18 protein-coding genes and 2 pseudogenes are annotated in these 18,637 nt (G+C 69.1%); 11 read left to right on the top strand and 9 right to left on the bottom strand.

The annotated features are described in order from the left end of the window. Window positions 1–7 precede the first annotated feature (7 nt). The 3 genes from ACGFJ2_RS56835 (at window position 8) to ACGFJ2_RS56825 (ending at window position 2,848) form a co-directional block, all read left to right on the top strand. The gene (locus ACGFJ2_RS56835) at window positions 8–1,096 is read left to right on the top strand and encodes a mandelate racemase/muconate lactonizing enzyme family protein (protein WP_393483331.1); all 1,089 of its coding nucleotides are present in this window, start codon (window positions 8–10) and stop codon (window positions 1,094–1,096) included. Window positions 1,097–1,137: 41 nt separating this feature from the next. After that, window positions 1,138–1,935, top strand: coding sequence for a helix-turn-helix domain-containing protein (locus tag ACGFJ2_RS56830; RefSeq protein WP_393483328.1), 798 nt, complete (start codon window positions 1,138–1,140; stop codon window positions 1,933–1,935). A gap of 133 nt (window positions 1,936–2,068) precedes the next feature. Next, the gene (locus ACGFJ2_RS56825) at window positions 2,069–2,848 is read left to right on the top strand and encodes an FAD-dependent monooxygenase (RefSeq protein ID WP_393483325.1); all 780 of its coding nucleotides are present in this window, start codon (window positions 2,069–2,071) and stop codon (window positions 2,846–2,848) included. Window positions 2,849–2,886: 38 nt separating this feature from the next. On the opposite strand, the gene ACGFJ2_RS56820 is transcribed toward ACGFJ2_RS56825, so the two are convergent. Further along, the gene (locus tag ACGFJ2_RS56820; protein ID WP_357956433.1) at window positions 2,887–3,078 is read right to left on the bottom strand and encodes a hypothetical protein; all 192 of its coding nucleotides are present in this window, start codon (window positions 3,076–3,078) and stop codon (window positions 2,887–2,889) included. Between the two features lie 96 nt (window positions 3,079–3,174). Between ACGFJ2_RS56820 and ACGFJ2_RS56815 the strand changes: the two genes are divergently transcribed. Further along, the gene (locus ACGFJ2_RS56815) at window positions 3,175–3,699 is read left to right on the top strand and encodes a hypothetical protein (RefSeq protein WP_357956431.1); all 525 of its coding nucleotides are present in this window, start codon (window positions 3,175–3,177) and stop codon (window positions 3,697–3,699) included. Between the two features lie 144 nt (window positions 3,700–3,843). Here ACGFJ2_RS56815 and ACGFJ2_RS56810 read toward each other — a convergent pair whose 3' ends face one another. From ACGFJ2_RS56810 to ACGFJ2_RS56785, 6 genes and pseudogenes are all read right to left on the bottom strand, one after another. Continuing rightward, on the bottom strand, window positions 3,844–4,530 hold the full coding sequence (locus tag ACGFJ2_RS56810) for an FCD domain-containing protein (protein WP_357956429.1): 687 nt from the start codon (window positions 4,528–4,530) through the stop codon (window positions 3,844–3,846). A gap of 113 nt (window positions 4,531–4,643) precedes the next feature. After that, a complete protein-coding gene (locus ACGFJ2_RS56805; RefSeq protein WP_393483499.1) occupies window positions 4,644–5,459 on the bottom strand; it encodes a tripartite tricarboxylate transporter permease in 816 nt (271 codons plus the stop codon). Between the two features lie 70 nt (window positions 5,460–5,529). After that, a pseudogene (locus ACGFJ2_RS56800) lies at window positions 5,530–5,763 on the bottom strand (tripartite tricarboxylate transporter permease); the annotation flags it as partial. A 115-nt stretch (window positions 5,764–5,878) separates the two neighbouring features. Further along, window positions 5,879–6,187: a tripartite tricarboxylate transporter TctB family protein gene (locus ACGFJ2_RS56795; protein WP_357956425.1), complete on the bottom strand. Its 309-nt coding sequence runs from the start codon at window positions 6,185–6,187 to the stop codon at window positions 5,879–5,881. A gap of 452 nt (window positions 6,188–6,639) precedes the next feature. After that, the gene (locus ACGFJ2_RS56790) at window positions 6,640–7,911 is read right to left on the bottom strand and encodes an alkyl sulfatase dimerization domain-containing protein (protein WP_393483321.1); all 1,272 of its coding nucleotides are present in this window, start codon (window positions 7,909–7,911) and stop codon (window positions 6,640–6,642) included. After that, the gene (locus tag ACGFJ2_RS56785; RefSeq protein ID WP_393483318.1) at window positions 7,908–8,384 is read right to left on the bottom strand and encodes a hypothetical protein; all 477 of its coding nucleotides are present in this window, start codon (window positions 8,382–8,384) and stop codon (window positions 7,908–7,910) included. Before ACGFJ2_RS56785 ends, ACGFJ2_RS56790 begins: the two co-directional genes overlap by 4 nt. 12 nt (window positions 8,385–8,396) lie before the next feature. On the opposite strand from ACGFJ2_RS56785, the gene ACGFJ2_RS56780 reads away from it, so the two are divergent. The 4 genes from ACGFJ2_RS56780 to ACGFJ2_RS56765 all read left to right on the top strand — a co-directional run bounded on the left by ACGFJ2_RS56780 (window position 8,397) and on the right by ACGFJ2_RS56765 (window position 11,993). Then, window positions 8,397–8,612: a hypothetical protein gene (locus tag ACGFJ2_RS56780; RefSeq protein ID WP_393483315.1), complete on the top strand. Its 216-nt coding sequence runs from the start codon at window positions 8,397–8,399 to the stop codon at window positions 8,610–8,612. Window positions 8,613–8,824: 212 nt separating this feature from the next. Next, window positions 8,825–8,983, top strand: a complete 159-nt coding sequence (locus ACGFJ2_RS56775; RefSeq protein ID WP_357956419.1) for a hypothetical protein — start codon at window positions 8,825–8,827, stop codon at window positions 8,981–8,983. Window positions 8,984–9,346: 363 nt separating this feature from the next. Further along, the gene (rox, locus tag ACGFJ2_RS56770) at window positions 9,347–10,771 is read left to right on the top strand and encodes a rifampin monooxygenase (RefSeq protein ID WP_393483497.1); all 1,425 of its coding nucleotides are present in this window, start codon (window positions 9,347–9,349) and stop codon (window positions 10,769–10,771) included. Window positions 10,772–11,531: 760 nt separating this feature from the next. Next, a complete protein-coding gene (locus ACGFJ2_RS56765; RefSeq protein WP_358183616.1) occupies window positions 11,532–11,993 on the top strand; it encodes a hypothetical protein in 462 nt (153 codons plus the stop codon). A 543-nt stretch (window positions 11,994–12,536) separates the two neighbouring features. On the opposite strand, the gene ACGFJ2_RS56760 is transcribed toward ACGFJ2_RS56765, so the two are convergent. After that, a complete protein-coding gene (locus tag ACGFJ2_RS56760; RefSeq protein WP_393483310.1) occupies window positions 12,537–13,532 on the bottom strand; it encodes an ArsR/SmtB family transcription factor in 996 nt (331 codons plus the stop codon). Between the two features lie 250 nt (window positions 13,533–13,782). Here ACGFJ2_RS56760 and ACGFJ2_RS56755 point away from each other — a divergent pair, with 250 nt between their 5' ends. From ACGFJ2_RS56755 to ACGFJ2_RS56745, 3 genes and pseudogenes are all read left to right on the top strand, one after another. After that, window positions 13,783–14,721 (top strand): ArsR/SmtB family transcription factor, encoded by a 939-nt coding sequence (locus ACGFJ2_RS56755; RefSeq protein WP_393483307.1) that lies wholly within the window; start codon window positions 13,783–13,785, stop codon window positions 14,719–14,721. Window positions 14,722–15,210: 489 nt separating this feature from the next. Next, window positions 15,211–16,200, top strand: a pseudogene (locus ACGFJ2_RS56750) (fibronectin type III domain-containing protein); the annotation flags it as partial. 1,009 nt (window positions 16,201–17,209) lie between these two features. Next, window positions 17,210–18,268: a fibronectin type III domain-containing protein gene (locus tag ACGFJ2_RS56745; RefSeq protein ID WP_393483494.1), complete on the top strand. Its 1,059-nt coding sequence runs from the start codon at window positions 17,210–17,212 to the stop codon at window positions 18,266–18,268. Between the two features lie 279 nt (window positions 18,269–18,547). On the opposite strand, the gene ACGFJ2_RS56740 is transcribed toward ACGFJ2_RS56745, so the two are convergent. Next, on the bottom strand, window positions 18,548–18,637 hold a 90-nt coding region (locus ACGFJ2_RS56740), incomplete at its 5' end, for a transposase (protein ID WP_393483491.1).

Here is an 18,637-nt window from a genome sequence, read left to right as displayed (position 1 = left end):
ACATGACATGCCCCGAATCGAACGAATCGACGTCCAGCTGGTCGACCTGCAACCGGCGGCCGTCCGCGTCGACGCGATGCAGTCCTTCGTCAAGCAGGAGACGGTGCTGGTCACCGTGCACACCTCCGACGGGCTGTCCGGCACCGGGTACTCCTACACGATCGGGACCGGCGGGCGGGCCGTGACGTCACTCATCACCGAGCACCTGGTCCCGGCGCTTCTGGGCCGGGACGCCCGGCCGGTCGAGGCGCTGTGGCGGCACATGCTCGACCAGACCCGCGCGACCACCGTCGGAGCCATCACCTCACTGGCGTTCGCCGCCGTCGACACCGCGCTCTGGGACCTGCGCGGCCGCCGTACCGGTGAGTCGCTGTGGCGGATGGCAGGAGGCGCGCACGAGCGGCTGCCCGTCTACGACACCGAGGGCGGCTGGCTGCACCTGCCCGTCGAGGAACTGGTGGACGGCGCGAAGCGGGCGGCCACAGCCGGGCTGCGCGGGGTGAAGATCAAGGTGGGCAGGCCGTCGCTCGCCGAAGACGCCGACCGCCTCGCGGCCGTCCGCGAGGCGGTGGGACCGGGCTTCGAGGTCATGGTCGACGCCAACCAGGCGTTCACCTCCGCGGAGGCGATCCGGCGCGCCCGGACCTACGAGCCGCTCGGCATCGCCTGGTTCGAGGAGCCGCTGCCGGCCGACGACCTGCACGGACACCGGAGACTGGCGGCCTCCACCTCGGTGCCGGTGGCGGTCGGCGAATCCCTCTACTCCGTCCAGCGGTTCGGCGACTACCTGGCCGCGGGCGCGGTCGGCATCGTGCAGGTCGACGTGGCCCGCATCGGCGGGATCACCCCATGGCTGAAGGTCGCCCACGCCGCCGAGGCGTTCAACGTCGCGGTGAGCCCGCACTTCCTCATGGAACTGCACGTCAGCCTGGCCGCCGCGGTGCCGAACGGGATGTACGTCGAGTACATCCCGCAGTTGCGGGCGATCACCCGGGGCTCTCCGGTGATCGAGGACGGCCAGATGACACCGCCCGACGTCCCCGGCATCGGGATCGACTGGGATCCCGATGCCCTCGACGACCATCGTGTCGCCTGAGCCCCGTCAGCGAGCTCGCCGACGACATAGGCTGGCGATCGATGCCGGAAACCCGCCAGCCTTTCCCGCCTTTCCCGCCGCCCTCGACGTCACCGGTGACGTCACCGCCCAGTGGTGGGGGCTGGCTGCCGCACGGCTACCACCTCGGCACCCACTCTCATACCGAGGGCCAGCTGGTGTACGCGGCCGCCGGCGCCCTGGCCACCACGACGGCGCGCGGGACCTGGGTCGCCCCGGCCAACCGGGCGACCTGGACGCCGCCCGGCTTCGATCACTCCCATCGCTTCTACGGCAGGACCGACATCCGGCTCGTCACCATCCCGGCCGGCCTGTGCGACGCGCTCGTGGCACACCCCAGCGTGTTCGCGGTAAGCCCCCTGCCGCGAGAGGCCCTCCTGGCGCTGACCGAACGGCGGGCGCCGCGCCCCGGCGCCTACGAACGGCTGCGCGCGGTGGTGATCGACGAGCTCGCCGAGACCCCGGAGCAGTCCCTGCACCTGCCCGAACCGCGCGACGACCGGCTGCGTGCCGTCACCGATCTCCTGCACGCCGATCCCGGCCGCACCGCGACCCTGACCGAGCTGGGCCGGACCGTGGGAGCGAGCGAGCCCACCTTGAGCCGCCTGTTCCATACCGAGCTGGGCATGAGCTTCCACCGCTGGCGCACCATCCTGCGTATCCACCACGCCTTGGTCCATCTCACCGACGGCCGGTCTGTCACCGAGACCGCGACGGAGTGCGGGTGGTCCAACCCCTCGAGCTTCATCGAGGCGTTCACCGAGGTCGTCGGCCAGACCCCGGGCCGCTACCAAGCAGATCTGCGCGGCGGCGCGAAGTAACCACGCTGGCCCCGCGTGCACTAAATTGGCGGGTTTCCGGTATTCGGTGGCCATTTATCGGTGGTCGGCGACCACTGTCGGGTCCCAGAGTGGTGGTCGGCACGCCGCACTCTTCACGGAGGTCCGGAAATACATGGTGGAAACAGGCGAGGACACCGCCGTAGTCATCGTAGGGGCCGGGGTCGCCGGACTTACGCTCGGCAATTTCCTGCTGCGCAACGGCATCGGCTGCGTCGTTCTGGAGAAGCACAGCCGTGAATACGTCGAGCGGCGGCAACGAGCGGGGACCATCGACAGCCGCGGGGTTCGAATGTTCCGTGAATGGGGGCTCGACGAGGTGCTGGAGGGTGACCCCATCTCGCAGGCTGAGGGCGGCTTCTGGATCGACGGTGAAGAACTGCCGATCGAGTTCGAGGAGAACGACGACAACGCCAGTCTCTTCTGCCCTCAGCAGGTACTCGTACGGAACCTCACGGATGTTTTCCGCCGCGACGGCGGAGACCTCCGCTTCGAGGCCGCCGACGTTCGCCTGGAAGACGTCGGCGGCGAGCGTCCCCTTGTGCGTTATCGAGACGCCGCCGGTTCGACGAAGGTCGTCAGCTGCGACTTCGTCGCCGGCTGCGACGGCGACCGTGGCGTCAGCAGGGCGGCCATTCCCGCCGGCGCCCTCACTCGCCACTCCCATGAGTACGGGTATGCCTGGCTGAGCGTCCTGGCCGAGGTACCGGCACATCCCCATATCTGGAACTATCAAGCATTCGCCACATGGATTACCGAGACCATGCACAACGCCGGTGACGCCTCCTACGAGGGAGAGTTCCGCAAGCAGATCGCCCGAGCGGAACTGGAACGCCAGTTCACCTCTCCCTCTGCGAACCGCCTCTTCGGCGAACTCGCCGCCGGAGAGAATTAGGCGATGGCCGTGATCGCGGCTTCGAAGGTGGGTGCCCTTCACACCGACGCGGTGAGGAATTGCGTCTGGATCTGGACAGACCGGCCGGCCATGGGGAGTTCGAAGTGGTGGACCGCCGTCACCTCGTCGCCGTCCTCGTAACGGCGTTCGAGAAGGTCTCGTGCTTGGAGCCCGCGCAGGACACTCCAGACGTTGCCGAAAAACGCAATATGCGTGACAAAAAATGACATTCGCTCTTTTAGGCAACAATAAGCATTTCTCGGAGGCAGATGCCCAGTAATGATGAGCCGTGATGTCCCCCCAACATCGATTCGACAGGAGCGCCGATGAGAAGACTGCTGACCGCCATCGTCGTCGCGGCGGCCGCCGTCATGTGTCTTTCTCCCTCTCCGGCAGAAGGATCGGCGCGGATGCTCGGCCCCAGCTCGAACGTCTGCGCGAACGCCCCCATCCCCACCGGCTCGATGCCGACGGCCTACTTCGACTGGTACCAGTGTGGCCAGCCCGGCACCATCTACTACAACGCGAAAACCCTCCAGGTCATCAGCGACACCGCCGCCGGTGGCACGGTGACCACCTGCATCACGCCTCCGCCCCCGGCCGGGTTCTATGCCACGGCGCTGTCCTACTCCTTCAACTGCGAAATCAGCAAGACTCCCAACGGCGTCCTCAATAACCAGCAGACCCTCACCAACATCAACGGTCTGCCCTCCGGCCGCACCCTCATCATCTGCGGCGTCCAATCGGCGCCGCCCGGCTGGACCGTCGTCGCCGTCGTACAGACCTACCTGTGCGTGTACCCCCGAGGCGGCGGGATCGGCGACAACGCCGTATCGATCCGCAAGCTCTGAGCCCCCACGCGGTCACCGAGCCTGACACCCCAGCCCAGGAGGTGTCAGGCTCGGACCATCCAGCAGTTCAATGCCAGCGCCTACCTCCACTCGTGGAACTGTGCGTGCTGCTCGCGTCGCGCTCGAGAGATGCGCCGAGGCTCTCTACAGCAGTCTCAACGCGCTGCGGACATCGCTGAGGAGGGTCGTCATCGCCCGCTCGGCGGCGTCCGGGTCTCCGGCGCAGATGGCTTCCATGACGGCCTCGTGATAGCCGATGGTCTCGGGGACGGGGTAGTCGGAGCGGCCGTGAGTCGGTGACTCCCTGAGGACTTCCGCGATCGGATCGGCGAGGGCGGTGTACATCCCGTTGCCGGAGGCGCCGAGGATGATCCGGTGGAACTCGATGTCCGCGGCGAGGTAGCGCATCGGCCGGTGCGTCGTGCCGTAGCGGCGCATGTCCTGCGCGGCGGCACGGAGTGCGGCGCGCTCGTCGGCGGAGGCCCGCAGGGTGGCCAGGTGCGCCGCGATCGGCTCGATGCCAAGGCGCAGCTCCGTGAGAGAGCGAAGCTGGGCGGCGCGGTGCTTGCTGTCCAGGCGCCAGCGGATCACCCGGGTGTCGTAGACGTTCCACTGCTGCTCAGGCGAGATGCAGATGCCGGTGCGGCGCTGTGAGGTGACCATGCGCAGCGATTCCAGGATGCGCATGCACTCACGCGCCACCCCTCTGGAGACGGAGTATCGCTGTTGCAGGCTCTCCAGGGTGAGGACGGATCCGGCGGGCAGTTCTCCGCTGACGATGTCCGAACCCAGTGCGTCGAGAACCGCCGAATGGAGAGTCGCAGCCGACATACGATCACCCTACTCGTCACCGGGACGGCCATTCGCCGTCCCGCCTTGGGGCCGGGTCGTTCGGACGACGTCGCGCCAGGGACGCGTGCCGGGCGGAGCGGTACGGTCACTGGTCAGTTCTCCGCTTCGAGGGTCCTGCGGCGCTGACGGACCAAGGGCAGCGCCGTACTGATGAGGACAAGTATCGTCAGGGCGAGCAGTACGACGGCCGTCGGCGAGGAGGCGAAGATGCCGAAGCCGCCGTCGGAGAGCACCAGCGACCGGCGGAAGTTGGTCTCGAAGATCGGGCCCAGGATGAAGGCCAGCACGATCGGCGCGGGCGGGACGCCGATGCTCCGCAGGAGATAGCCGGCCAGGCCGGCGGCCACCATGACGGCGACGTCGAAGGTGTTGCCGTTGATGGTGTACGCGCCGACGATGAGGATCGCCACGGTGAGCGTGGACATCACGGCGGGCGGGATCTTCGCGATCCGTACGAAGACCGGCAGCAGCGGGATGTTCATGACGAGCAGGATCAGGTTGCCGACCACCATGGAACCCACCACGCCCCAGAAGATGTCCGGGTGGCCGAACCGCTCCGGCGTGCGGGAGATCTTGCGTTCCACGCCGTACGAGACCAGCGACGCCAGCACCCCGCCGCCGCCGGGCACCAGCCCGAGCCCGGTGCCGATCAGCGAGCCCCGGCCGATGGCCCCGGTGTTCTCCTTGAGGTCGCGGCCCGTGGGGAGCACCCGGCCGACGGCGTTGGTCGTGGACACGCCGCGCCGGTTCTCGACGATGTTGACGAGGATCTCGGTCAGCCCGAACAGGCCCATGATCACGGCCACGATGTCGATGCCGCCCATGAGGTCGGGCACGCCGAACGCCCACCGGCTCGCGCCCGACATCGGGTCCTGCCCGATGGAGGCCAGCAGCAGGCCGATGCCCACCGCCAACCAGCGACTTGACCATGGTTCCCGCGGAGGTGTAGGCGACCAGGATCAGGCCCAGGAGCGCCAGGACGGTGTATTCGGGCGAGCCGAAGTTCAGCGCGAAGTCGGCCAGTGCCGAGGCGAACAGCACCAGGCAACAGGTGGCGACCAGCCCGCCGACGAAGGAGCCGATGGCCGCAAGCCCCAGCGCGCGACCCGCGTGGCCCTGCCGGGCCATTTCGTGCCCGTCGACGGTGCTGACGACCGAGGCCGCCTCGCCGGGGATGCGCAGCAGCACCGAGGTGATGGTGCCGCCGTACATGGCGCCGTAGTAGACGCCGGCCAGCATGATCACCGCCCGAGCAGGACGAACAGCAGGTTCTGCGGGGCGAGGGCCACCTGCAGCCCGTCGGTCAGATTCTGGAGGATGTCCATGACTACCGGATCCCGGTCAGGGTGCCCAGCGGGGTGGGCACGTGGAGCAGTTCGATGAAGACGACGACGATTCCCGTCGTGATCGCGGCCGCTCCGATCAGGCTGCGGACAGGGGCGGTCCTGGTGATCACGATGAACCAGTAGAGGCAGGTCAGCGCCGTGGTGACGGTGAGCCCGAGCAGGGTGAGCATCGGCGGCGCCAGCGCCAGCAGGGGAAGGGCCGCCGCGACGGCGAGCCCGTCGGCGGGCCGCCAGCGCGTCCAATCGCGGCGTTCGCACCGTGGGTGATCCCATGCACGACAGGTCGCCATAGCCGTGGTCGTCTCCGACGAAGATCACCACGTTCGGCCGGTCAGGTCCCGGGCTCACAGCCATCGATCCGTACTCCCCATCCCTCGCGATTAGTCGGGAAAGGTAGCATCTTCTTTGAAAGGTACAATCTTTGGCGCTCGAAGGGTGGAGGCCAGGGCCTTGTCCAAGTGGTTGTCGCGGACGGTGCCGAGGAACAGATGCTGCTCCTGGGTGACCAGCGCGACGACTGAACCGATCGGAGCAGCTCGACGACCGGCGGCGTGCGAAAACCCGGACCAGGATCAGGCTCGCCGCCACGACCCCAGGCATCCTTTTCGCCGAGCTGGATGTCCAGCTCGGCGTTTCAGGTCTCCGGCTTCGCATCCCTGAGACGGACGAACCCGACAGTGCGCTGACTGTCGAGTGGACAAGCTTTCCAGCGTGCAATCCGGGCAGCCAACCTCGTCGCGAGCTAGGTAATCGCACCAGGGCCGTTCAGGATGTCCCGCGATTCGGTCTCGGCCCAGCTGAAGATGCCGATCGACATGGTGCTGCGCTCCTGGGCGGCGCGGAGCGCGTAGACCTCGGCGCGGGCGGTGTGGACGGCCTTGTCCTCCGGGGCGGCGTCGCCGGCGAGCTGGGCGAGGTGGCAGGCCAGCCGGTGCTCGCCGGCGCGGGACAGTTCCAGTGCGCGGTCGGCGAGGACCTGGGCGCCGCCGGCGAGCGCGGCGAGTTCGGTGGCGAGGGCGGCGTCGGTGGCGGGCTTGAGGTGAGCGGGGTTGCCGTCGTACCAGCCGGCGAACTGGCGCCATACGTTGCGGACGATGAATTCCGGCTCGTCGTAGAGCGGCTGGAGGTAATGCAGCGCGGCCAGATCGTCCGGCACCCGCACCCGGTGCAGGGTCTCGACCAGTGTCGCGCCGTCGTTGAGGCAAGCGAGCGTCTGGTCGACGAGGGTCTCCAGGTAGCGGGCGGTGTTCTCCAGGGCCTCGCGTACGTGATCGGCGCCAACGATAGGGATGCCGTGGCTGCCGAGCATCAGCTCGGCGTCGAGCGAGGCCATCCAGCGCAGGGCGGCGGCCCAGTCGACGGGGTAGCGCTGCACCTTCTGCGGGTTGCCGGCGTTCGGGGCGACGCCGAGGAACAGGTCGCCGGGGAAGAGGATCCGCTGCCGGGGGAGCCAGCCGACCACGTGGTCGTCTGTCTCGCCCCGGTGGTGGGTGAGTTCGAGGCGGAGGCCACCGGCCTCGACCACATAGGTGTCGGAGAAGGTGACGTCCGGTTCCCGGTATTCGGCCGGCCAGACGAGGTCTGGGATGCGGAACTGGCGGCGGTTGATGATCGTGTTGTAGCCCTGCGTGTCGGCGTAGCGCCGGAAGCGCGCGAGTACGTTGTCATGCGCGATCACCTGCGGGCGAGGCACGCCGCGGGCATCGGCGGCGGCGTCGAAGGGGCCGAGTCCGCCGACGTGGTCGACGTGACCGTGGGAGTAGACGGCGTGGGTGACCGGCCCGGAGTCCCACGCGGTCACCCGCTCGTGCAGCTTGTCGGCGAGCAGCTTGACGCCGGTGTCGAAGAGTACGACTCCGTGCTCGTGCCGGAGGGCGAAGGCGTGCCCGAAGCCGGGCACCATCAGCACCCCGTCGGCGACCTCCTCGGCGGCACTCAAGGTGGATGCCACTATGGAGGTCGGCTCGCGCCGGCCCCACATCTCATCGGCCAGCTTGAGAATCGAGGAGGTCATGACGGGTCCTTTCTACAGCGGCTTTCGGGCGTGACAGTCACCACTTGATGATCGCGGTGCGGCGCCAGCGGCGTACAGGCCCGGCGTCCGACCACGACGGTTAAGGCGGTCATCGCCAGCAGCGACGGCCTGCTGAACAGCGCGCTGACCAGCGTGAGCCCGGCGAGTGAGTTCGCCGCGTAGAGGTAGCCGAGCGGCACGAGGTGGCTCACCCACAGCACGAACCTGCCCACGGTCAGGCGGACGTGGCGGCGCCGGACGGCCGGATCGCCGGCCGTCCGGGACGGCTCTATCCCGGCCTTGCGGCAGACGGCTTCGGTATGACGACGGCCCGGAGTCGCCGCGGTGCCTGCGGATCGCGCCCGCCCTTCCCGAGCCCGATCGCGCCCGCCCTTCCCGAGCCCGGATCGCGCCGGACCCGGCGTGCTGGTGAGCCACAGCGACGACGCCGCCCACGTCACACCGCCGTTCATCGACCCGGGCCTGTGCGCCGGGCTCCGCGCCGCGCACTATCTCGCCTGGAAGCTGGCCGCACGGCCGTCCCCGACGCCCTGCCATCGGCCTGGCTGACCGTCGATCCGGAGGGCGGCGAGGGCGAACGGTTCCTCGCACGCTGGCTGCGGAACGCCGGCGTCGCCTGGGTCAGCGTCGACCCCGACCGCGTGATCAAGGCCGCGGGACCGTCCGGGGCACTGCGGTGAGTAACGGGCTCGCCCCGGCTACAAGGCGGAACTACTCGACGCGGCGATCGCCGAGGCGCTCGAGACCCACGCCGCATGGCTGGAGAGGCTGTTCGCCGACGTCGACGACCCCGCTGAGGTCTTCGCGACGTCGATGCGACTCACCGGCCGGCTCGTCCGCACCGCCCCCGGCTGGCGCAGGTGATGATGCCGCGGGCTGCCTGATCGCCGCGATGCACCCCTGCGCCACCGACCCGAAGGCCTCGGTCGACGACGTCGCCGACCAGACCGTGCTCAACGTCCTGCGGATGTTCGGCATGGACGAATCGGAGGCCCGCCGCATCGTGGCACTGCGGCTCCCGGCCGACGAGCCTCCGTCCGGGTCGATCTGAGCGTGACCGGGCCAGCCGGGCCGCCACACCGGATTCGCCCCGCAGCCGCACGGGCCCGTCTGGAGCCGTGATCACGTGGCTGGAAAAGGATTGGACGGGATGATGCTCGGGCTTGTAGCTTGCAGTCGACCGTGACACCGCCCCAGGAGGTGAGACCCATGAACGCTGTATCGATGTGGGTGCTCCCCCTTCCGGTCACGGCCGGCGATTGATGTAGGTGTCGCCGGGAGCGCCTCGACAACAAGGCACTCCCGAAAGGCAACACCTATGCACTCTCCGCAGTTCCCCGCCGAGCCGTCGTCGAACGATACGGTCGAGCGCGACATCCCCGGCCTCCGGTCGCCGGCCTCCGATCGCGCGCCCATGTTCGACGTGATCATTGCCGGGTGCGGCCCAACTGGCGCGATGCTGGCCGCCGAACTGCGCCTGCACGATGTGCGGGTACTCGTTCTGGAGAAGGAAACCGAGCCCAAGTCGTTCGTCCGCATAGTCGGTCTGCATATTCGCAGTCTCGAGCTGATGGCAATGCGCGGACTGCTGGATCGCATGCTCGAACACGGAAGACAGCGTCCGGCCGCCGGCTTCTTCGCCGCCATCCCCAAACCCGCGCCCAAGGGCCTGGATTCCGCGTACGCCTATCTGCTGGGTATCCCGCAGCCGGTCATAGAGCGTCTGCTTGAAGAACACGCGATCGAACTGGGTGCGCAGGTTCGGCGCGGTTGCGCGGTGGCCGATCTCGAGCAGGAGGACGAGGGGGTGACCGTCGAGCTGGCGGACGGCGAACGCCTGCGTTCGCGCTATCTCATCGGCTGTGACGGCGGGCGCAGTACGGTGCGCAAACTGCTCGGCGTCGGCTTCCCCGGCGAGCCCTCACGGACCGAGACGCTGATGGGCGAGATGGAAGTAGGCGTGCCGCAGGAGGAGATCACCGCCAAGGTGGCGCAACTCCAAGACACCCATAAGCCATTCTGGCTCAGGCCCTTCGGCCAGGGCGTCTACAGCGTCGTCGTCCCCGCCGCGGGAGTCAGCGACCGCGCGGAACCGCCCACCCTCGACGATTTCCAACAACAGCTGCGCGCCATCGCCGGAACCGATTTCGGCGTGCACTCCCCGCGCTGGCTGTCCCGCTTCGGGGATGCCACCCGGCTGGCCGAACGGTATCGGGTCGGACGGGTGCTCCTGGCCGGCGATGCGGCACACATCCATCCACCCACCGGCGGACAAGGCCTCAACCTGGGCGTCCAGGACGCAGTCAACCTCGGCTGGAAACTGGCCGCCCAGATCCGCGGCTGGGCACCGGAAACACTGCTGGACACCTACCAGACCGAACGTCATCCGGTCGCCGAGGACGTGCTGGACAACACCCGCGCCCAGATGGAACTGCATTCCACCGAACCGGGCCCGCAGGCCGTGCGCAGGCTGCTCACCGAACTCATGGACTTCGACGAGGTGAACCGCCATCTGATCGAGAAGATCACCGCGATCGGCATCCGCTACGACTTCGGCGCGGGCCCCGACCTGCTCGGCCGCCGCCTGCGCGACATCGACGTGAAACAGGGCCACCTGTACGGTCTGCTGCACCGCGGCCGCGGCCTGCTGCTGGACCGCACCGAACGCCTGACCGTCGGCGGCTGGTCGGACCGGGTCGACTACCTCGCGGATCCCACTGCGGCACTGGATGTCCCGTGCGTCCTGCTACGCCCCGACGGCCACGTCGCCTGGATCGGCGACGATCAGCAGGACCTGGACGACCACCTCTCCCGCTGGTTCGGCAAGCCCGCCGACTGATTCCGCCTGAGCAACCGAAAAGGGCCCCGTAGGGAGGATCGGAACGGCCAGTAGCGACTGACCATCGGGCAGCATCAGCCGTGGTGCTCTGACGCCAGGGTCGGCCTGCGAGGAGGGTTGGCCTCCGAGTGACGACCGGAAGACGCCGGACTGGCCGCGCTGCTCGAGCGGGGCTGGCGGACGCGGTTCGTAGCCACCCGGGTCGTCGCGGCAGCCTGCCCCCGCTCTTGTTCCACTTGTCCCAAAAATCTACTTTGTAAAGGCGCCGGAGCGACGCAAAAACCCAAACACATAATCGAATAAATACCCAACTTAAATCGGCGAGGTCACGCTGCGCCTCACACTGGTCGTCGGGGCAGGCAACACGCTGGCCATGCCGTACGTCCCGGTGCCCACCTACCTGATGATCGTTGCGGTGGCGGCGGCCCTCGCTCTGCTCGCCACCGCGCTTCCTGCCTGTCTCGCCCATGGCCCCGCGTCCGGCCGAGGCCATTAGCGCGAGGGGGTTCCAGGCGTTCATCAGCGGGACCAGCTCTTTCGCGTTGTTCGGAATCCGTAGTAGCGGGAGAAGCAGACATTCTGTAGACATTTTGTAGATGCCGAATAGACGGGCCTGTCACCATTCATGTGGCCCCTGAGGTGGTAAAACAGCACAGTTGCGGCGAGTGCGGATTTTTACGCAGAACAGCGGCAGGAAACCTCCTACGTTCATGTCCGTCCGGAACGACTACTGGACATCACAACTAATCAGGAGGACGGAATGCGAAAGATTCGCAGCATTCTCGCCGGGGGCGCCGTCGTCGGCTCTCTGGCAGCGGGTCTGGCCCTCGCGCCGGCCGCGAACGCCGCGACCACCGGGGTGGCGGCGACCACGGCGACCGCGACAGTTGCCACTTCGAACGGCTTCCGGTGGTACTCGGGCTTCGGCCGGGGCGAGGACCGGGGCGACCGCAGCTACATCAAGGGGGAATGGCACCGCGATCGGTCCGGTGACGTCGTCTTCGTCTTCGCCATTGTGATCGTGGACGGGGACGACGACTACAACTGGGTCCGCTTCAAGTGGCAGGACGACGACGGCGACTGGCACTACCGCTGGGTCAAGGCCTTCGAGGGGCGCCGCTACTCCTACCGGTTCGACCGGGACGACTACCGCAATCTCCGCATCGGGCTCTACGGGAGCGAGAGCCGGGGCGGCGACTTCGGAGGCTGGCACAAGTTCTAGCCACCGCTGCACCCGAGGCCGTCCGTCTCCCCTGCGGGGGAACGGACGGCCTTTCCCTTGGTGTAGGGGCCTGTTCCGTCAAGACGGGTTGGCCGCTGTGAAGACCTTGCCCGCCACACCGATGCCCTGAGTCAACGGCATCGCAGCCCTACCAAGGGACGATCTCGCCATGGCGATCCAGGAAACGCAGGCCAGGGCTGCCGGCCTGCGCCTCGAGGACGTCGACGACGGCTGGGATGCACCGCACGGCTGACGGCATCGTGTCTCGCATGCCCGGCGCGAACTCTCAGCCCCGCAGGGCGCACTGGCCCCGTGTGCGACGAGGCCGCACGTCCAGGGGAGTGGTCTCGCCGACCGCGATCTCCAGGCCGGGCTCGACGCCTGAGGGCGAGGCCGGCGGTTGCGTACAGCCGACGACCCCACGGAGCGCGTCGGAGATGGGCTGCTCACCCTAACCACCGGGTTGGGTGGCCGACCGGTATGGGGCAGAACCACGGCGGACCAGCTGAACTGACCTCAGAGAGCCCTGAGCAGTGACGCACCCTACTCGGTCAGGTCGTGGCGGTGGCCGTTGAGGAGGGCGGTGCCCAGATGGGTGGCGGAGTGGAGCACCGTCTGACCGTGACGCTGGCTCGTCGCCAGCCCGGCTTCGCGCAGGGTCGTGACCTGGCGGCTGGCGGTGGAGGGAGGGACGCGCAGCTGCCGCGCCAGCTCGGACGTCGTGCACGCGCCGGCAGCGACGGCCTCCAGTACCCGGGCGCGGGTGAGTCCGAGCAGGTCGGCCAAGGTCTGCGGCGGATCGCCGCCCACGCCGTGCGCCCACGCCGGGTCATGCTCGATGGGATAGACCAGAACCGGCGGAAGCTCCGGATCGCGCAAGGTGACGGGGGCCTGGCGGCAGAAGAAGGACGGCTGCAGGATCAGCCCGCGTCCCTCCAAATGGATGTCGTGCTCGGCCGGGTAGGCCAATTCCAGCACCGGGTACGACCAGCGCGCCGACGGGTGCAACGTGGCGAACACCGCCTCCCAGCCGCCCTCCGACAGCAGGCGGGAGCGGCGTGTCCGGTCCTTGCCGACCTCCACCCGGATCTGGGACCAGTACGGCGACAGGCACGCTTGGAAGTAGGCGCCGGCCGCCGTCGCGACGGCTTCCACCTCCTGCGTACCGCCGGCCGCCAGGCCGTGGGTCCAGGAGGGCAGCCGGGTGGTGGAGTGCCTGTGCGACAGTTCCGCCAAGTCGGCGCGCAGCCGGTGGCGCGGCGTGCGGCGCAGGCCCTCGATACCGGCCTCCAGCGAGCCGGACTCCGTTCGCGGGGTGAGGAAGTCGACGGTGTAGCCGCGGGGCGGCGCGAGCGTGGTCAGCCGCCCGGTGAGCGACGGCACGCGGCGGAGGGCGCGTCGCTTCCACTCGCCGTAGACCACGCTGTGCTCGCGGCGACGTAGCCGGTTCAGGCTGAGCATCAGCTCCCACATCGTGTCGGGTTCCCGGGCGATCCGGGTCCGCGCCAGATCGGCGCCGGTGAAGTGGATGCGCAGCACGCTCGTCAATCCTTCCGGGAGAGACCAAGTACGCCTGAATGAGCTGGTCGGTCAGGCCTGAAACCGGGTCCGAGGTCCAGCGTGTAGCTTCGGGGACGGAATCTCCAGGAGATTCAGGCTGGCCTGAATAATGACGTCCGGGAAGAATCACCTCAGGGGATGCCAAATACGGGGGGCGTCGATGGTTTATCGCGTTCACTTCACCAGTCAGGATCTTGCTCGTACGCGGGTGGCCGAGGCGCCAATGCCCTTGGCGGAGCTGCAGCTGGCGATACGGATGTTGCAAGACCGTGAAGCGGCGTGGTTGGACGGCTGGCGCCGACGGGTCATGCCCCGGCTGCCGCAGCACGCGCGCATGGTGTTATCCCTGGTTCCCGCGGTCGGGTGGGCACCGACCTTTCTCGGCCCGGGTAAGGCCGGCACCCTGCCAGAACTGGTCGAGGAAGTCAGAGCGACCCCGCCCGACGTGATGAACAACGAACTCGCCGCGATGGCGGAGCTGCAGAGCGTCCCCACATGGGCTCGCCGTCTCGGCGACGACGAAACGCTGCGCGGACAGCTGTGGGAGGCGCTCGAGCAGCTGTACGAGCAGCTACTGGGCCCCTATTGGCAGCGGCTCACCGGCTGTTTCGCGGCTGATCGCGCTGTCCGGACCCAGCATCTGCTCACCGGAGGCGTCGAGCGGTTGCTCACTCTGGCCAACCCGCTCTGGATGCGTTGGAACCCACCGGTGCTGGAAGTGCGGATGGCGAATGGGCTCGACCACGATCTGTATCTTCAAGGGCAGGGCATCGTGCTGGTGCCGTCGGCCTTCGCATCGCGCTCCATCGTCGACGACGACGAGAGCCAACCGCAGGTCACCTATCCCCTCCCCGGCGATCTGTCTCTCGACCGGTTGACCGCCCTGGTCCCTGAGCAGGAGGTCCCGGGCTCCACAGCCGCTTTGGCCGCGCTGCTCGGGAACACCCGCGCCGCCGTACTGAGCGTCATCGCCGAACACCCCGGCTGCACCACCACGGAACTGGCCGGGTTGAGCGGCACCACGCCTCCAGGCGCGAGCCAGCACGCCACCGTTTTGCGGGAGGCCGGGCTCATCCATACGACCCGCTACCGCAACACCGCACACCACACCGCCACCACGCTGGGCATCGCCCTGTTGAACGGTCCGGACGGCACACGGCGGAACTGACACGCCGATCGGCGTCCTGGGGCGAGTGCGCGGGACACCGGCCCACAACGACCCGAATCCCGAGCCGTTGCGCCGGGATCGTGTGCCGCGGCGAGGAGGCCGATGTGATCGTACGGTGGCTCTTGTCCTTTGCCCTCGCCTTATCCGGTCTGGCAGGCCCGGCGGCCGCCGCGGTGCAGGTGGCCACCGCCGAGCCGCTGCAGCCGGGCCCCGGCCAGTACTACGAGGCAAGGGTCCGCGTGCTGAGCAACGCGTCGATCGCGGGCGGGCCCCGGTGTGTACGCCGATGTGGCGGGCTACTTCGTGACGCCCGCCGCCGCGGTGTCCCCGTCGGCGCTGGTGCCCGTGGCTCCGGCGAGGATCGCCGGCAACGTCACGGTCGCGGCCGGCGCCACCGCCACCGTCGCCCCGCTCGGCAAGGGAGGAGTGCCCGCGAGCGGTGTGTCCGCCGTCGGGGTGAACATCACCGCGAAAGGCACGGCCAACGGCATGATCCGGGTCTATCCCGGCGGGCAGCAGAGCGTCCCGAGCGGCGGATCGATCGCCTACCAGCCGAACGACTTCTGGTCCAGCCTTGTGCCGGTCAAGCTGGGGCCCGGCGGCACGTTCGTGATCCTCAACACCGGAAGCGCGAACATCAGCGTCGCCGTGGACACCTTCGACTACTACAGGGCCGCTACCGTACCCGCCCCGCCGAGCGGGGTCACGGCGACGGCGGGCCAGGGGAGGGCCACCGTGAAGTGGCGCGGGCCGGCGGACGGCGGCGCGCCGATCACCGGGTACACGGTGACCTCCACCCCTGGTGGCAAGACCGCGAGCGTGCCCGCCGGCACGCTGGAGGCGACGCTCACCGGTCTCACCGACGGCACCGGCTACACCTTCACCGTGAGCGCGGTCAACGCCGCCGGCCCGGGCGAGGCCTCCGCGCCGTCCAACCCGGTGCGCCCACAGCCCGCCGACGTCCCGATGTCCCCGCCCGGACTGCTGGTCACCCCGCTCGACCAGCGGGTGGACGTGCAGTGGGCGCCCGCCGTCGACGGCGGCTCGGCGATCACCGGGTACACCGTGACGGTGCAGCCCGGCGGCCGGTCCGTCGACACCGCGCCCGACACCACGGTGACCTCGGTGACCGGCCTGGCCGACGGCACCGCGTACACCGTGTCGGTGGTGGCCAGGAACGCGGCCGGAGCGAGCGCCGCCTCCACCGCCAAGCCCGTCACACCGTCGGCGAGCCTGCCGCCGGGCCCGCCCGACCACCTGCGCGCGGGGCTGCCCGCCTCCGGCAGCGTGCAGCTGACCTGGGACCCGCCGGCCGTCACCGGCACCAGCCCGGTGACCTCCTACACGGTGACGGCCAGTCCGGGCGGCAAGACCGCCACGGTCACCGGCACCACCGCCACGCTGTCCGGGCTGGATCCCGCCACCGCCTACACCTTCACCGCCCGCGCCGCCAACGCCTCGGGCACCGGCGTGGCCGACGCGCCCACCCAGGCGATCACGCCCAAGCTCACGGTGAAGAGCGCTCCGGTGGTGCTCTCCCCGGAGGCGGCGGCCACCCTGCGCACCGTGCACGAGGGCCAGGCGCTGGAGTTCGACAATCCTCCGGCGGAGGTCACCGGGCTCACCGCGGGCACCCTGCTCGTCATCGGGCAGAGCACGCTCACGCCCGAAGGCTTCTTCGGCAAGGTGGTCCAGACCATCAGGCAGAACGGGCTGTTCATCGTCCAAACCGTCCCCGCGACACTGGCCGAGGCCTTCACCGACGCCAACTTCGCGGTGGACGGCCAGGTCGACAGCGGTGACCAGGTGACGTTCGTGCCGTCTCTGCCGGGGGCGCGCCTGGTGCGGCCGGTGAAGCAGGGGGTCTGGGCGCTCGGCGGCGGGGGAGTGGTCCTGCGCGACGGCGCCCTCGTCATCGAGGTGGAGCACAGCTTCCAGGAGAAGGGCCGGTTGGTCACGAAGGTCGAGGGCCAGGTCACCCTCCAGCAGCAGACCAAGATGAGCGCCGGAACCGACTCCAGCGCCCGCGGCGTCGACATCACCAACTCCACGAGCGTCAGCTCCGAGCTGCGCGTGAAGCAGAACCTCAGCCAGGAGTTCGAGAAGCGGGTGCACATCGGGCACGTCAACGGGCCCTGCTTCACCTTCAACCTGGGCCGGGTCCCCGTCGTGGTCTGCCTGCGCTTCTCGGTCGCGCTGGGCATCGAGGGCGGGGCCTCGGTCGGGGCGACCTTCTCGGTGCACTGGGACAAGACGCTCGGCACCCGCTGCCACGTCGTCAAGGGCGGCACGACCTGCACCCCGGTCGACGACGGGCCCGGCTTCTACCTCGACGGCGGGGTGGGCCTCTTCGGCGACTCCAGTCTCACCGCCACGGTCTCCACCGACATCCAACTCCTCGTGTACGGCGTGGTCGGCCCGGCCCTGGTGGTCGACCTGCCGGGCGTACGTGAGCGGCCCCGGAACCGTGACCCCGGGCGGGCTGTACATGTCGCCGCAGGAAGGGATCGCCGAGGTCGCCGTGGTCAGCCCGGCCACCGGCGGGCATCCCCAGCTGGAGGGCCGGGGCGGAGTGATCGTCGGCACCCAGTACGGCACCCCCGGCCCGCCCCAGCTCGACGCCTACACCAAGCCCACCCTGCGCGGCGCCTCGGTGAGCTGGACGCCGCCGGCCGACCACGGGGCAAGCCCCATCAGCGGGTACGTCGTCACCGCCACAGCCGACGACGGCAGCGGCATCAAATCGGTGTACGCCTACGACGGCGACGCCACGCACCAGCTCATCCAGGGGCTCAAGCCCGGCGTGAGCTACACCGTGTCGGTGATCGCGCAGAACAACAACGGCACGGGCGAGCCGTCCGGCACCACCGTCCTGAAGCCGCTGGACATCGTCTTCCCCGGCCCGCCCAGCACACTGGGCGCGGACCTCGCCAGCAGCACCGAGTATCCGGGGCGGCCCGACTCGACAGGCACCGCCGGCGGCATGGGCGGCGACCGGGTCCAGCTACGCCCGGCCCGGCGTCTTCAGAGGCGTGGTCCACGACATCACGGCCGGGACCTCATGGACGACCGAGGACAACGCTCAGATCTACGGCGTCAGCGACAACGGACAGGTGGTCCTCTACTGGAAGTCCGCATCCGGCCAGGCCGCCAACCTCTACCGCCAGGTCAAGGGCGCCGCGGCACAGAAGCTGACCAACTGCACCGGGCTGAGCGGCCCGGAGTGCGCTCTGACGCCGCCGGGCAGGGGGATGCTGTCCGGCGACGGCAACCGGGTGGTGTGGTCCACGGCCGACTCCGCCGGCAAGCGGCACAGCTGGCTCTACAACGCGCCCAGCGGCACCACCACCGAGATCTTCCCCGGCGCCGACGTCGCCGCCCCGCTCATCTCCGGCGATGGGCAGGTCGTCGTCCTGTCCTACACTTCGCCGGACCGCCTCACGTCGTGTTTCGTGATCAAGGCGCTGAGCAACCCGCCCCCGACCGCGGCCGACTGCCGGGTCAGCGACACCAGCGCCGGGCGGGCCGAACCGATCTTCCTCAGTAAGGACGGCCGGGCGCTCGCCTACCGCTGGATCGCCTTCGCCAGCGGCTCGCCCAACCGGACGAGCCTTCGCGTGTACTACGACACGACCACCACCCACATCGCGGGCGGCTCACCGGACACCTGGCCGAGCACGGCGTTCATCACCGACGACAACCAGCGGCTCGTCTACAGAATGTGGGCCAGTGCTCCGGCGTTTACGCCGGGGGTGAAGGCCCACGCGGGAGTGCCCGCTAGGGCGCGAGCGTGCCCTGACCTTTCAGGTTTTGTCGGCAGCTTCGCTCACACAGGTCGTTTCTGCTGCTCGATGTACTGCTTGAGCACGGTGAGTGGCGCCCCGCCGACCGACCCGGCGAAGTAGGAACCAGACCA

The organism is Nonomuraea sp. NPDC049028 (assembly GCF_043197735.1).
GTDB lineage: Bacteria > Actinomycetota > Actinomycetes > Streptosporangiales > Streptosporangiaceae > Nonomuraea.
Note: the sequence above shows the minus strand (reverse complement) of the source record. Positions and strands in the feature narration are given on the sequence as shown.